We start from the raw sequence: 12256 nt of genomic DNA, 5'->3' as shown, positions 1-12256 counted from the left end.
CTCAAACCTCCTGCGCGGCGGCGGTCCGCTCGGCGAGCCAGGTTTCCAGGGTAGCGGTATCGAACTGCGCGGCCTGTACCCGCGCATCGGCGAGCAGCCAGCGGTGCAGCGGCAGGGTAGTGGCCATGCCGGCCAGCACGGTGCGCTCCAGCGCCTGGCGCGCGCGGGCGAACGCTTCGTCGCGGTCGCGACCATGGACGATCAGCTTGGCCAGCAACGAATCGTAGTACGGCGGCACCCGGTAGCCGGGATACAGGTGGCTGTCCACTCGCACGCCCTCGCCCTGCGGCCATTCCAGGCGCTCCACGGTGCCGGGGCTGGGGAAGAAATTGCGCGCCGGGTCTTCGGCGTTGATCCGCATCTCCAGCGCCGCGCCGTTCAGGCGAATGTCCTCCTGGCGCCAGGGCAGCGCCTCGCCGGCGGCGATGCGCAGCATGGCCTGGACCAGGTCGATGCCGGTGACCATCTCGCTGACCGGATGCTCGACCTGGATACGGGTGTTCATCTCGATGAAGAAGAACTCGCCGCTGTGCGCGTCGAACAGGTATTCCAGGGTGCCCGCGCCACGATAGCCGAGACTCTGCGCCAGGCGCACCGCGCTCTCGCAGAGGGCCTGGCGCTGCGCGCCGTCCAGCGCCGCCGAAGGTGCCTCCTCGAAGACCTTCTGGCGCCGCCGCTGCAGCGAGCATTCGCGTTCGAACAGATGCACCGCGCGCTCGCCATCGCCGAGGATCTGCACTTCGATGTGCCGTGCCTGGCGGATGAAGCGCTCCAGGTACACCGCCGGCGAACCGAAGGCGGCCTGCGCCTCGCGCTGGGCGATGGGGAATTCCCGACGCAGTTCGTCGGCGTCGTGGGCGATACGGATGCCACGCCCGCCGCCGCCGGCGGAGGCCTTGACCAGCAGCGGATAGCCGACCTCTTCGGCGCAAGCCAGCGCCGCGTCGAGGTCGCCCAGCTCGCCGGGCGAGCCCGGCACCACCGGCACCCCGGCGGCCATCGCGGTACGCCGCGCCTCGGCCTTGTCGCCCATGCGGCGGATGGTCTGCGCCTCCGGACCGACGAAGACCAGGCCGGCCGCCTGCACCGCTTCGGCGAAGGCGGGGTTCTCGGAGAGGAAACCGTAGCCGGGATGGATCGAGTCGGCACCGGTTTCCCGCGCCGCCATGAGAATCGCCTCGATATCCAGGTAGCTCCGGTCGGCCCGCGCAGGGCCGATCAGGCGTACCTCATCGGCCAGCCGCGCGGCCAGCGAATCGCGATCCGCCTCGCTGCACACCGCTACCGTGGGAATGCCCAGTGCCTGCGCGGCGCGGATGATGCGCACGGCGATCTCGCCGCGATTGGCCACCAGCAGCTTGTTCAGTCGCTTGTGCATGGCATCCTCCTCAGGTAGCGCTGGCGATCACCGCCAGCACCTGGCCCGGCTCGATGGCCTCGCCATCTTCCACGTGGAACGCCTGGAGTATGCCGGCCTGCCCGGCCTGCACTTCGGAAAACTGCTTCATCACCTCTATCAGCCCGATCACGCTGCCGGCCTCGACCGCCTGCCCGACCTCCGCGTAGGGCGGCGCGTCGGGGCTGGCCTTGCGATAGAAGGTGCCGGGCAAGGGGGACTGCACGTTATGTTCGGCCATGACGAATCCTCATTATTCGAACGTTGTAGGAAATGGCAGAAAAGCTTGTCGCGAGGCTCGCCGAGGCGAGCGGTGCTCAACGCGGCGCCTTGATGCGGATGCCGGCGCCCTCCAGGCGCGCACGGGTGCTGGCGACCAGCTCCAGGGCACCGGGGGTATCGCTGTGGATGCACACCGAGTCGAAGGCGATGTCGAGGTCCTCGCCCTCGACGGTGCGCACCTTGCCCTCGCGGCAGGCGCGCAGGACCTTGTCGGCGACCTGCTGCGGATCGAGGGCGGCGACCCGCCGGGTGAAGACGATGGAGCCGCTGCGGTCGTAGTCGCGGTCGGCGTAGAACTCGCGCACCAGCGGCTGGCCCAGTTCCCGGCCGATGCGCCAGGTGGCCGAACCGGGCATGCAATAGAGCAGCAGTTCCGGTTCCAGGCGTTGCAGGGTCTCGACGAACAGGCGCGCGGCGACCTCGTCCCGCGCCAGGTGCATGTAGAGCGCGCCGTGGGGCTTGACGTGTTGCAGCGACAGGCCCTGCAGCCGGGCGAATTCGCGCAGTGCGCCAAGCTGGTAGAGCATGTCGTTGACCAGCTCGATGGCCGGCGCGGCGATGTGCCGACGCCCGAAGCCGACCAGGTCGCGGAAGCCCGGATGGGCGCCGATGGCCACGCCATGCTCGGCGGCCATCTCCACGGTGCGGCGCATGCTGCTCGGGTCGCCGGCATGGAAACCGGTGGCGATGTTGGCGCTGCTGATCAGCGGCATGATCGCCGCGTCCACGCCATCGCCGATGGTCCATGGGCCGAAGCCTTCGCCCATGTCGGAATTGAGGTCGACTTCAGTCATTGCCCGCAGGCCTCATCTGTCTTGTTGTTGGATGGAGCCACGGTAAAAGCCGGGAAAGGTATTGGGTAGATTTATTATTCGATAGACTGGTTTCTGAAAAACAGATACCTCCTCCGGATGCTCCCCATGGCCCTGACCCTCCGCCAGGTTCGCTACTTCATCGCCACCGCCGAGTTCGGCCAGATATCCCAGGCCGCCATCCACCTGAACATCTCGCAGTCGGCGGTGACCAGCGCGATCCAGGAACTGGAGGGCATGCTCGGCGTCGCCCTGTTCACCCGCACGGCCCAGGGCATGAACCTGACCGACAGCGGCCGGCACTTCCTCAACCACGCCTATTCGATCCAGCGCAGCGTCGACGACGCGCTCAACAGCCCGCAACCGGACACCCGGGTCGAAGGCACCCTGAAGGTCGCCGCCAGCTATACCGTGATGGGCTATTTCCTCCCCCACCACCTGCAACGCCTGGCGCAGTGGTACCCGGAACTGGAGCTACAACTGTTCGAGGACGAGCGCGCCAGCATCGAGCGCGGCCTCCTCGACGGTCGCTACGACATCGCCGTGCTGCTCACCGGCAATCTCACCGAGCCCGGGATCGCCGCCGAAACCCTGTTCAACTCCGAGCGCCGGTTGTGGCTGCCCAGCCGCCATCCGCTGGGCGAGAAGGCCGACCTGGGCCTTGCCGACGTGGCCGGCGAGCCCTACATCATGCTCACCGTCGACGAGGCCGGGCAGAGCGCGCTGCGCTACTGGCAACAGAGCGGACACCGGCCACAGGTGATCCTCCATACCAGTTCGGTGGAAGCGGTGCGCAGCATGGTCGCCAACGGCTCCGGCGTGGCCATCCTCTCCGACCTGGTGTACCGGCCCTGGTCGCTGGAAGGCAAACGCATCGAGACGCTATCGCTGGTCGACCCGGTGCCGTCGATGAGCGTCGGCCTGGCCTGGCGCCGCGACACCGAAGCGAGCGCCGGGATGCGCGCGTTCCGCGAATACTTCCGCCAGTCGTTCCTCGCTCCGCAGCAAAGCAGCAGCCGGCGCTGAACCCGGCGGCTAATCTCTGATCCAACGCTGGGAACACTCAGGACAGGACACTCATGGGTACAGAAGGCTTTTTCGACGGACTGGGCGAGATGCTGGGCAGGGCGATCCGCTTCGTGGTGGACCTGCTCTCCGGCCTGCTGGGCGGCATCTGGGGCGCCATGGACGACTTCCTCCACGGCCTGGCCAGGGCCATCGGCATGGACGCATCGCTGTTCAGCTTCGTCTTCCTGGTGCTCGGCCTGTTGCTGCTCTACAGCGGTATACGCGCCTTCTTGCGCCGCTCGATAGTCGGCGGGGTGATCTGGACGGTGCTCGGCCTGATCGTCATGAGCTGGCTCATCCACTGATCCACGTGTCGGCCGTTTCCGCAAGGAGCGAAGGAAGGTTTCGGTTATCCACAGGCGAGTTCCGAACCCGCTGGCAACGGCTGGTCGGCGGCGCGCGCCTGCGGTTGCATGGTGCGACATCCGCCAGGAAGTCCCGCCATGTCGTTCCCGCTTCGTCCTCTCACGCGCTGGCTTTTGCCGCCGCCGGCCTGCCTGCTCTGCGCCGCCCGCAGCGACCAGCCGGCCCGCCCGCTGTGCCGCGCCTGTGCCGCCGACCTGCCCTGGTCGCGCCAGCAGTGCCGGCGCTGCGCCCTACCCCTGCCGCTGGACGGCCAGGTGTGCGGCGAGTGCCTGCGCCGCCCGCCGGCCTATGAACAGGCGATCGCGCCCTGGCGCTACGCCTTTCCGCTCGACAGCCTGATCAACCGCTTCAAGCACCAGGCGGCCTGGCCGCTGGGGCGGCTGCTCGGCGAGTTGCTGGCGGAACACCTGCGGCAACGCTACGCCGAAGGCCTGCCGCGCCCGGCACGCCTGCTGCCGGTCCCGCTGGCGCCTCGGCGCGAACGTCGTCGCGGCTTCAACCAGGCGCAACAGCTCGCTGAGCGACTGGCTGGCGAGCTGGACCTGCGCTGCGATCCGCACAGCCTGCGGCGAGTGCTGGATACTCCGGCCCAGCAGGGGCTGGACGCGACGGTGCGGCGGCGCAACCTGCGCCACGCCTTCGCCCTGGCGCCCGCCAGCGATGTTCGCGGGCTGCACCTGGCACTGGTGGACGACGTGCTCACCACCGGGGCCACCGCCGAGCGCCTTTCCCGCCTGTTGCGCCGGGCGGGCGCCGCGCGGGTCGACGTCTACTGCCTGGCGCGCACGCCGAAGCCCGGCTGAGCTGGGCTAAACTGCCGCGCAACCGATACGGGAGAGGATCCATGCGCGCACTGCTGGTCGCGGCCTGCCTGTTGCTCGGCGGTTGCAGCCATTTCGCCGAAGACGACTGGCTGGGCGAAGACAAGGCCCTGCATTTCGCCAGTTCCGCGGCCCTTGCCGCGGCGGGCATGCAGATGGCCCACGACCGCGGCCTGCGCGGCGCTCGCCAGGCACGCTTCGGCCTGAGCTTCTCGCTCGCCTTCGGCGTCGGCAAGGAGTTCTACGACAGCCGTTCCGCCGGCAGCGGCTGGAGCTGGAAGGACCTCGCCTGGGACCTGGCCGGCGCCGCCGCCGGCTACGGTCTCTACCAGGCCGCCGAGTGACGCCCTTGCGTTTTGCCCATGGCTGTTGGAGCCTTCGCCGTATACGTCCGCTCATAGCGAAGCCTCCATGTCCGCACTCTCCACTCTCGCCCAGCACGTCACCCGTCGCCCGCAACGCATCGCCCTGCTCGCGCAGATCGCCGAACTGGGCTCCATCACCCGTGCGGCGAAGGCCGTGGGCATCAGCTACAAGGGCGCCTGGGACGCCATCGACGAACTGAACAACCTGGCCGAGCGTCCGCTGGTCGAGCGTAGCGTCGGCGGCAAGGGCGGCGGCGGCGCCCGGCTGACCGCCGAGGGCGAACGCCTGCTGGCTCTCTACCGGCGCCTGGAAGCCTTGCAAGCGCAGGTGTTGCAGGCCGCGGAAGACGCCGAGGACCTCAACCTGATCGGCCGCCTGATGCTCCGCACCAGCGCACGCAACCAATTGCACGGGCGGGTCCTGTCGATCCATGGCGAAGGCTTCCACGACCGCATCGCCATCGAGCTGCCAGGCCAGCAACGCATCGAGGCGCTGATCACCCGCGCCAGCACCGAGCAACTCGAACTCGGTCGCGGCCGCCCGGTACTGGCGCTGATCAAGGCCGGCTGGCTGGACGTCGGGCTGGAACCGCGCGAGGACCAGCCGAACCAGTTGCAAGGCACCCTGGAGGAAATCCTCGCGGCCAAGGCCGGTCCCAGCGAGGTGCGCATCGCCCTGGGCAGCGGTCTTACCCTCTGCGCGCTGCTGTCCGGCGAACGCCTGGCCAGCCTGGGGCTGAAGAAGGGCCAGAAGGTGATCGCCTCCTTCGATCCAGCCCAGGTCCTGCTCGGCACGCCGCTGTGAACCTGCCGGCCCGCGCCGGCTTGCGTACACTAGGGGTCTTTCGAGCCTTGGATGCCCCGTCATGTCCCATCCCTTCGACCAACTGACCCCCGACCTCGTCCTGGATGCCGTGGAAAGCCTCGGCTATCTCAGCGACGCACGGGTGCTGGCGCTCAACAGCTACGAAAACCGCGTGTACCAGGTCGGCATCGAGGACGGCGAGCCGCTGATCGCCAAGTTCTACCGACCGGACCGCTGGAGCGACGCGGCGATCCGCGAGGAGCACGCCTTCTCCGCCGAGCTGGCGGAATGCGAGGTGCCGGTGGTGGCGCCGCTGTCGCGCGACGGCGAAAGCCTGTTCGCATTCTCCGGCTTCCGCTTCGCCCTGTTCCCGCGGCGCGGCGGGCGCGCGCCCGAGCCGGGCAATCTCGACCAGCTCTACCGCCTCGGCCAGTTGCTCGGCCGCCTGCACGCGGTCGGCGCCACGCGGCCGTTCGAGCACCGCGAGGCGCTCGCTGTGGATAACTTCGGCCACGCCTCGCTGGCCACCCTGCTGGAAGGCAATTTCATCCCCAGGAGCCTGCTGCCGGCCTACGAGTCGGTCGCCCGCGACCTGCTGAAACGCCTCGACGCCCTGTTCGCCGAGGTGCCCTACCAGCCGATCCGCCTGCACGGCGACTGCCATCCGGGCAACCTGCTGTGCCGCGACGAGGTCTACCATATGGTCGATCTCGACGACTGCCGCATGGGCCCGGCCCTCCAGGACCTGTGGATGATGCTCGCCGGCGAGCGCCACGAACGCCTGGCGCAGATTGCCGAACTGGTCGACGGCTACAACGAGTTCCACGACTTCGACCCGCGCCAGCTACCGCTGCTCGAAGGCCTGCGCAGCCTCCGCCTGATGCACTACAGCGCCTGGCTCGCGCGGCGCTGGGACGACCCGGCGTTCCCGCCGAGCTTCCCCTGGTTCGGCAGCGAACGTTACTGGGGCGAGCAGGTGCTGGTGCTGCGCGAACAACTGGCGGCGCTGGACGAGGAACCGCTGCGACTGTTCTGAGCCTCCTGCGGACGGGGCGAATGGCGCGCGGCGCTATCCGTCCCGCCGCGGGGCAGGCGAGGGAACGGCAAGTGTGCCGGTGCTTTTCCGCGGGAACTGTGCGCAGACAAGCTCGCCACCCCCCTACTAGAATTCACAGGTCATCCGCGCGTGCATACCGTGCACGGCCATTCTTACCTGCCTGACGTTTCAAGGATTCTCCATGGCGACCGCCAACCTCCGTCGGGGCTATGTCCTCGGCCTGACGGCTTATGTGATCTGGGGACTGTTCCCGCTCTACTTCAAACTGCTCGAACGCATTCCCGCGGTGGAAATCATCGTCCAGCGCGCGGTCTGGTCGGCCCTGTTCGGCGCCGTCCTGCTGCTGTTCTGGAAGCACCCGGGCTGGTGGCGCGAGCTGCGCCAGAATCCGCAGCGCTTCGTCGTGCTGGCCGCCAGCGGACTGCTGATCGCCAGCAACTGGATGACCTATGTCTGGGCGGTGAACAACGGCCACATGCTGGAAGCCAGCCTGGGCTACTACATCAATCCGCTGATCAACGTGATGCTCGGCATGTTGCTGCTCAAGGAACGCCTGCGTCCCCTGCAATGGCTGGCGGTGGCCCTGGCTTCGCTGGGCGTGGCGCAGCAGGTCTGGCAACTCGGCAGCCTGCCCTGGGTGTCGCTGGTGCTGGCCCTGACCTTCGGCTTCTACGGCCTGATCCGCAAAAAGGCGCCGGTCGCCGCGCTGCCCGGACTGGTGGTGGAAACCTGGCTGCTGCTGCCGCTGGCGCTGGTCTGGTTGCTGTTTTTCGCCGACGGGCCGACCAGCGAAACGGCTTTCTGGAGCACCCCGGAAGCCCTGTGGGTGGTCGCCGCGGGCCCGGTGACGCTGGTTCCGCTGGTCTGCTTCAACGCTGCGGCAAGGCACCTGCCCTACGCCACCCTGGGCTTCCTGCAATACCTGGCGCCGACGCTGGTCCTGCTACAGGCGATCCTGCTGTTCGGCGAGCATCTGGACTCCAGCCGCCTGACCGCCTTCGCTTTCATCTGGCTCGCCCTGGCCGTCTACAGCTTCGACGCCTGGCGCAGCCTGCGCCGCCTTCCCCAGCCGGGCTGACGTTATCCCCAGGCTTGCGGAACTCCGCAAGCCTGGCGAAAAAACACGCACTCCTTCCTATCCCCCGCCAATACTGACGCTCAGCGATCCACCCCAGGCTTTTCCACAGGATCATGCACGCACTTTGTGCATAGACCTGCCTTCTCCTCTCCGCAGGCACGTGGATAACTCTTCGGAAGAGGCCCTGCAAAGCGCCTGATCAGTCTTTGAGCATACCGCTGCATGCCAGGCTTACCAAGGGTTACAACGATATACACAAGGCTTATCCACAAAGCTGCCCAAGGCTTTTGTGAGCAACTGTGGATGAACCGGAAAAGCCATCGATCAAAAAACGTACGGATACCTGTAATACCGATGAATAAAGGCCTGCATGGATTTTTCCCCGGCTTACCCACAGACTGCTCCACGTTATTTGTGCACAGGGGCAACGATAGCGGCGAAGGTTAATCCACAAGCAAAAGCGCAAGAGAGGCTGCTCAGAAAACGACCAAACCCTTGTATCGCCCATGGATAAAGGCCTGCAAGGTTATCCACACAGAATACCCACAGGCTGGTCCACCTGGTTTGGGAATAACCGCAACGCAGCTGGTCAAAAAACGCGCTACGACCTCCAAGCCTCGCGGCGCCTGGGCTTCAGGGTTTCACCCAAGGCTTTTCCACAGGCCCGTCCCCGGCTTTCCTGAACAACTTCAGGACGCGTCCAGCACCAATTCCACCATCAGGTCGTCGGCCAGGTCTTCCAGTCGCTCGCGCAGGGTGTCCAGCGACAGGGTCAGCGGCACCGCCAGCAGCGCATCGGCATGGAACAGCGGTTCGCTGCTCATCGGCGCCGGGCGCACTTCGGTGGACAGGCTCTCCAGGTTCACCCCGTGCTCGGCCAGCAGCCGGGTGATGTCACGCACGATACCGGGGCGGTCGTTGCCCACCAGGTCGAGGTGGATAGGCTTCCAGTTGCATACCGGCTCGATCCCGCTTTCCGCCAGGAGCACGCGGATACCGTGGCTGGACAGGCCCTGTAGCCCTTCCACCAGTTCGTCGTAGCCTTCCGCCGGCACGGCCACCCGCAGTATCCCGGCGAACTGCCCGGCCATCCGCGACATGCGGCTTTCCAGCCAGTTGCCGCCGTGGGAGGCGATGCATTGGGCGATGCGCTCGACCAGGCCGGGATGGTCGGTGGCGATCACGGTCAGGACCAGGTGATCCATGAGCTTGCCTCCTGCTGGGACGAATGGGAGTTCAGAGCTGCAGCCAGTAAGTGTAGAACTGTTCGTCACGGACATAGCCGAGGCGCTCGTAGAGCGACTGCCCGGCGTGGTTGGTCTTCGCCGTCTCCAGTTGCAGGCCGCAGGCGCCCATGCTTTCGGCGAAACCCCGGGCCTGGTTCATCAGGGCCTCGCCGACACCCCGGCGACGCGCCTCCGGGCGGACGTAGAGATCGCTGAGCAGCCACGAAGGTCGTAGCGCCAGGGAGGCGAACAGCGGATAGAGTTGGACGAAGCCCAGCGCCCGCGCCTCGGCATCCCTGGCCAGGAACAGGGTCGAATCGCCCTGGCGCAGGCGCTCGGCGAGGAATGCGCGAACCTGCTCTTCCGGCGCCGGCACTTCGTAGAAGTCGAGGTAGGCGGAAAACAGCGGAACCAGGTCGGCGAGATCGGCGAGGGATGCGGCATGGACGGGCATGGCGAGGCTCCTGGGGCGATTCCGGAGTATAGGCAAGGCGCTCGCAGCGCAGTGAAACATCCTGCGACGCCGCGCCGCAGTTGGGCTCGCGATAAATCGTGTACTGTTTTTAGATTTATCTGGAACAAAGTACAGTTTTTTTGCGAACATTGAGCCTGGCCAACGTGACCGTGAAGCGTCATCCAGTCGTAACGCGACGCGTAACCACTGATTTTTCCCGCAGCATCATGTAGTATGCCGCGGCTCGGACTACAAGGCCGTGCGGCCCGGGTCCAGAGCTGGTCTAGAGCAGAGTGAGGCAAACAATGACTGAACGCGTTCAAGTCGGTGGCCTGCAGGTCGCCAAAGTCCTGTTCGACTTCGTGAACAACGAAGCCATCCCCGGAACCGGCGTCTCTGCCGACACGTTCTGGACCGGTGCGGAGGCCGTGATCAACGACCTGGCGCCGAAGAATAAAGCCCTGCTCGCCAAGCGCGACGAACTCCAGGCCAAGATCGACGGCTGGCACCAGGCTCGCGCCGGCCAGGCCCACGACGCCGCTGCCTACAAGGCCTTCCTCGAGGAAATCGGCTACCTGCTGCCCGAGGCGGAAGACTTCCAGGCCGGCACCCAGAACGTCGACGACGAGATCGCCCGCATGGCCGGCCCGCAGCTGGTGGTGCCGGTGATGAATGCGCGCTTCGCCCTCAACGCCTCCAACGCCCGCTGGGGCTCGCTGTACGACGCACTCTACGGCACCGACGTGATCAGCGAAGAAGGCGGCGCCGAGAAAGGCAAGGGCTACAACAAGGTTCGCGGCGACAAGGTCATCGCCTTCGCTCGCGCCTTCCTCGACGAGGCCGCGCCGCTGGAGTCCGGCTCCCATGTCGACGCCACTTCCTACAGCGTGAAGAACGGCGCGCTGGTCGTCGCGCTGAAGAACGGCAGCGAAACCGGCCTGAAGAATGCTGGCCAGTTCCTTGCCTTCCAGGGCGACGCCGCCAAGCCGCAAGCGGTACTGCTCAAGCACAACGGCCTGCACTTCGAAATCCAGATCGACCCGAGCAGCCCGGTCGGCCAGACCGATGCCGCAGGCGTGAAGGACGTGCTGATGGAAGCCGCCCTCACCACCATCATGGACTGCGAGGACTCGGTCGCCGCGGTCGACGCCGACGACAAGGTAGTGATCTACCGCAACTGGCTGGGCCTGATGAAAGGCGACCTGGCCGAGGAAGTCAGCAAGGGCGGCAGCACCTTCACCCGCACCATGAACCCGGACCGCGTCTACACCAGGGCCGACGGTTCCGAACTGACCCTGCACGGCCGCTCGCTGCTGTTCGTGCGCAACGTCGGCCACCTGATGACCAACGATGCGATCCTCGACAAGGACGGCAACGAAGTGCCGGAAGGCATCCAGGACGGTCTGTTCACCAGCCTGATCGCCATTCATGACCTGAACGGCAACACCAGCCGCAAGAACAGCCGCACCGGCAGCGTGTATATCGTCAAGCCGAAGATGCACGGTCCGGAAGAAGCCGCCTTCACCAACGAGCTGTTCGGCCGCGTCGAGGACGTCCTCGGCCTGCCGCGCAACACCCTGAAGGTCGGCATCATGGACGAGGAGCGCCGCACCACCGTGAACCTGAAGGCCTGCATCAAGGCGGCCAAGGATCGCGTGGTGTTCATCAACACCGGCTTCCTCGACCGCACCGGCGACGAGATCCACACCTCCATGGAAGCCGGCGCCGTGGTGCGCAAGGGCGCCATGAAGTCGGAGAAGTGGATCGGCGCCTACGAGAACAACAACGTCGACGTCGGCCTGGCCACCGGCCTGCAAGGCAAGGCGCAGATCGGCAAGGGCATGTGGGCCATGCCCGACCTGATGGCCGCCATGCTCGAGCAGAAGATCGGCCATCCGCTGGCCGGCGCCAACACCGCCTGGGTCCCGTCGCCGACCGCCGCGACCCTGCACGCCCTGCATTACCACAAGGTCGACGTGTTCGCCCGCCAGGCCGAGCTGGCCAAGCGCACCCCGGCCTCGGTGGACGACATCCTGACCATTCCGCTGGCGCCGAACACCAACTGGACCGCGGAAGAGATCAAGAACGAGGTGGACAACAACGCCCAGGGCATCCTCGGCTATGTCGTCCGCTGGATCGACCAGGGCGTCGGCTGCTCCAAGGTGCCGGACATCAACGACGTCGGTCTGATGGAAGACCGCGCCACCCTGCGCATCTCCAGCCAACTGCTGGCCAACTGGCTGCGTCACGGCGTGATCAGCCAGGAGCAGGTGGTCGAGAGCCTCAAGCGCATGGCCGTGGTGGTCGACCGGCAGAACGCCAGCGACCCGTCCTACCGGCCGATGGCGCCGAACTTCGACGACAACGTCGCGTTCCAGGCCGCCCTGGAGCTGGTGGTGGAAGGCACCCGGCAGCCGAACGGCTATACCGAGCCGGTCCTGCATCGCCGCCGCCGTGAGTTCAAGGCGAAGAACGGGCTGTAGGCCGTTCGCCGCAGCGCAACGAAAAGCCGCCCCGAGGGGCGGC

At 66.7% G+C, this 12256-nt stretch carries 13 protein-coding genes; 8 read left to right on the top strand and 5 right to left on the bottom strand.

Annotation, left to right across the window (positions count from 1 at the left end; translation table 11 throughout):
• Position 1 precedes the first annotated feature (1 nt).
• From ACI766_RS02480 to ACI766_RS02470, 3 genes are all read right to left on the bottom strand, one after another.
• Positions 2-1378 carry an acetyl-CoA carboxylase biotin carboxylase subunit gene (locus tag ACI766_RS02480; protein WP_003113254.1) on the bottom strand — a complete coding sequence of 459 codons (1377 nt, stop codon included), beginning with the start codon at positions 1376-1378 and terminating at the stop codon, positions 2-4.
• A 10-nt stretch (positions 1379-1388) separates the two neighbouring features.
• The gene (locus ACI766_RS02475) at positions 1389-1637 is read right to left on the bottom strand and encodes an acetyl-CoA carboxylase (RefSeq protein ID WP_003084813.1); all 249 of its coding nucleotides are present in this window, start codon (positions 1635-1637) and stop codon (positions 1389-1391) included.
• A gap of 76 nt (positions 1638-1713) precedes the next feature.
• Positions 1714-2472 (bottom strand): 5-oxoprolinase subunit PxpA, encoded by a 759-nt coding sequence (locus tag ACI766_RS02470; protein ID WP_003103315.1) that lies wholly within the window; start codon positions 2470-2472, stop codon positions 1714-1716.
• A 117-nt stretch (positions 2473-2589) separates the two neighbouring features.
• On the opposite strand from ACI766_RS02470, the gene ACI766_RS02465 reads away from it, so the two are divergent.
• From ACI766_RS02465 to rarD, 7 genes are all read left to right on the top strand, one after another.
• Entirely contained in the window at positions 2590-3516 is a 927-nt protein-coding gene (locus ACI766_RS02465; protein ID WP_003118849.1) for a LysR family transcriptional regulator, read from the top strand.
• A gap of 53 nt (positions 3517-3569) precedes the next feature.
• The gene (locus tag ACI766_RS02460; protein WP_023086814.1) at positions 3570-3863 is read left to right on the top strand and encodes a hypothetical protein; all 294 of its coding nucleotides are present in this window, start codon (positions 3570-3572) and stop codon (positions 3861-3863) included.
• Between the two features lie 138 nt (positions 3864-4001).
• A complete protein-coding gene (locus tag ACI766_RS02455) occupies positions 4002-4727 on the top strand; it encodes a ComF family protein (protein WP_003117927.1) in 726 nt (241 codons plus the stop codon).
• A 41-nt stretch (positions 4728-4768) separates the two neighbouring features.
• On the top strand, positions 4769-5089 hold the full coding sequence (locus tag ACI766_RS02450) for a YfiM family lipoprotein (RefSeq protein ID WP_003103307.1): 321 nt from the start codon (positions 4769-4771) through the stop codon (positions 5087-5089).
• A 67-nt stretch (positions 5090-5156) separates the two neighbouring features.
• On the top strand, positions 5157-5915 hold the full coding sequence (locus ACI766_RS02445) for a TOBE domain-containing protein (RefSeq protein ID WP_003103305.1): 759 nt from the start codon (positions 5157-5159) through the stop codon (positions 5913-5915).
• A gap of 61 nt (positions 5916-5976) precedes the next feature.
• Positions 5977-6951 carry a serine/threonine protein kinase gene (locus tag ACI766_RS02440; RefSeq protein ID WP_003084794.1) on the top strand — a complete coding sequence of 325 codons (975 nt, stop codon included), beginning with the start codon at positions 5977-5979 and terminating at the stop codon, positions 6949-6951.
• Between the two features lie 202 nt (positions 6952-7153).
• Entirely contained in the window at positions 7154-8050 is an 897-nt protein-coding gene (gene rarD / locus ACI766_RS02435) for an EamA family transporter RarD (RefSeq protein ID WP_003103301.1), read from the top strand.
• Between the two features lie 689 nt (positions 8051-8739).
• Here rarD and ACI766_RS02430 read toward each other — a convergent pair.
• Positions 8740-9255 carry a glycine cleavage system protein R gene (locus ACI766_RS02430; protein ID WP_003084789.1) on the bottom strand — a complete coding sequence of 172 codons (516 nt, stop codon included), beginning with the start codon at positions 9253-9255 and terminating at the stop codon, positions 8740-8742.
• A 31-nt stretch (positions 9256-9286) separates the two neighbouring features.
• Positions 9287-9730, bottom strand: coding sequence for a GNAT family N-acetyltransferase (locus ACI766_RS02425; RefSeq protein ID WP_003105215.1), 444 nt, complete (start codon positions 9728-9730; stop codon positions 9287-9289).
• Between the two features lie 305 nt (positions 9731-10035).
• On the opposite strand from ACI766_RS02425, the gene ACI766_RS02420 reads away from it, so the two are divergent.
• Entirely contained in the window at positions 10036-12213 is a 2178-nt protein-coding gene (locus ACI766_RS02420; RefSeq protein ID WP_003105217.1) for a malate synthase G, read from the top strand.
• Positions 12214-12256 lie beyond the last annotated feature (43 nt).

The sequence above is a fragment of the Pseudomonas sp. DL genome (assembly GCF_047199225.1).
In the GTDB taxonomy this organism is placed as follows: Bacteria; Pseudomonadota; Gammaproteobacteria; order Pseudomonadales; family Pseudomonadaceae; genus Pseudomonas; species Pseudomonas aeruginosa.
Note: the sequence above shows the minus strand (reverse complement) of the source record. Positions and strands in the feature narration are given on the sequence as shown.

Coding starts and splice junctions, on each gene's coding strand:
- ACI766_RS02425 (WP_003105215.1), bottom strand. CDS start 9,730: ATGCCCGTCCATGCCGCATCCCTCGCCGATCTCGCCGACCTGGTTCCG.
- ACI766_RS02430 (WP_003084789.1), bottom strand. CDS start 9,255: ATGGATCACCTGGTCCTGACCGTGATCGCCACCGACCATCCCGGCCTG.
- rarD (WP_003103301.1), top strand. CDS start 7,154: ATGGCGACCGCCAACCTCCGTCGGGGCTATGTCCTCGGCCTGACGGCT.
- ACI766_RS02480 (WP_003113254.1), bottom strand. CDS start 1,378: ATGCACAAGCGACTGAACAAGCTGCTGGTGGCCAATCGCGGCGAGATC.
- ACI766_RS02455 (WP_003117927.1), top strand. CDS start 4,002: ATGTCGTTCCCGCTTCGTCCTCTCACGCGCTGGCTTTTGCCGCCGCCG.
- ACI766_RS02470 (WP_003103315.1), bottom strand. CDS start 2,472: ATGACTGAAGTCGACCTCAATTCCGACATGGGCGAAGGCTTCGGCCCA.
- ACI766_RS02475 (WP_003084813.1), bottom strand. CDS start 1,637: ATGGCCGAACATAACGTGCAGTCCCCCTTGCCCGGCACCTTCTATCGC.
- ACI766_RS02450 (WP_003103307.1), top strand. CDS start 4,769: ATGCGCGCACTGCTGGTCGCGGCCTGCCTGTTGCTCGGCGGTTGCAGC.
- ACI766_RS02440 (WP_003084794.1), top strand. CDS start 5,977: ATGTCCCATCCCTTCGACCAACTGACCCCCGACCTCGTCCTGGATGCC.
- ACI766_RS02420 (WP_003105217.1), top strand. CDS start 10,036: ATGACTGAACGCGTTCAAGTCGGTGGCCTGCAGGTCGCCAAAGTCCTG.
- ACI766_RS02465 (WP_003118849.1), top strand. CDS start 2,590: ATGCTCCCCATGGCCCTGACCCTCCGCCAGGTTCGCTACTTCATCGCC.
- ACI766_RS02460 (WP_023086814.1), top strand. CDS start 3,570: ATGGGTACAGAAGGCTTTTTCGACGGACTGGGCGAGATGCTGGGCAGG.
- ACI766_RS02445 (WP_003103305.1), top strand. CDS start 5,157: ATGTCCGCACTCTCCACTCTCGCCCAGCACGTCACCCGTCGCCCGCAA.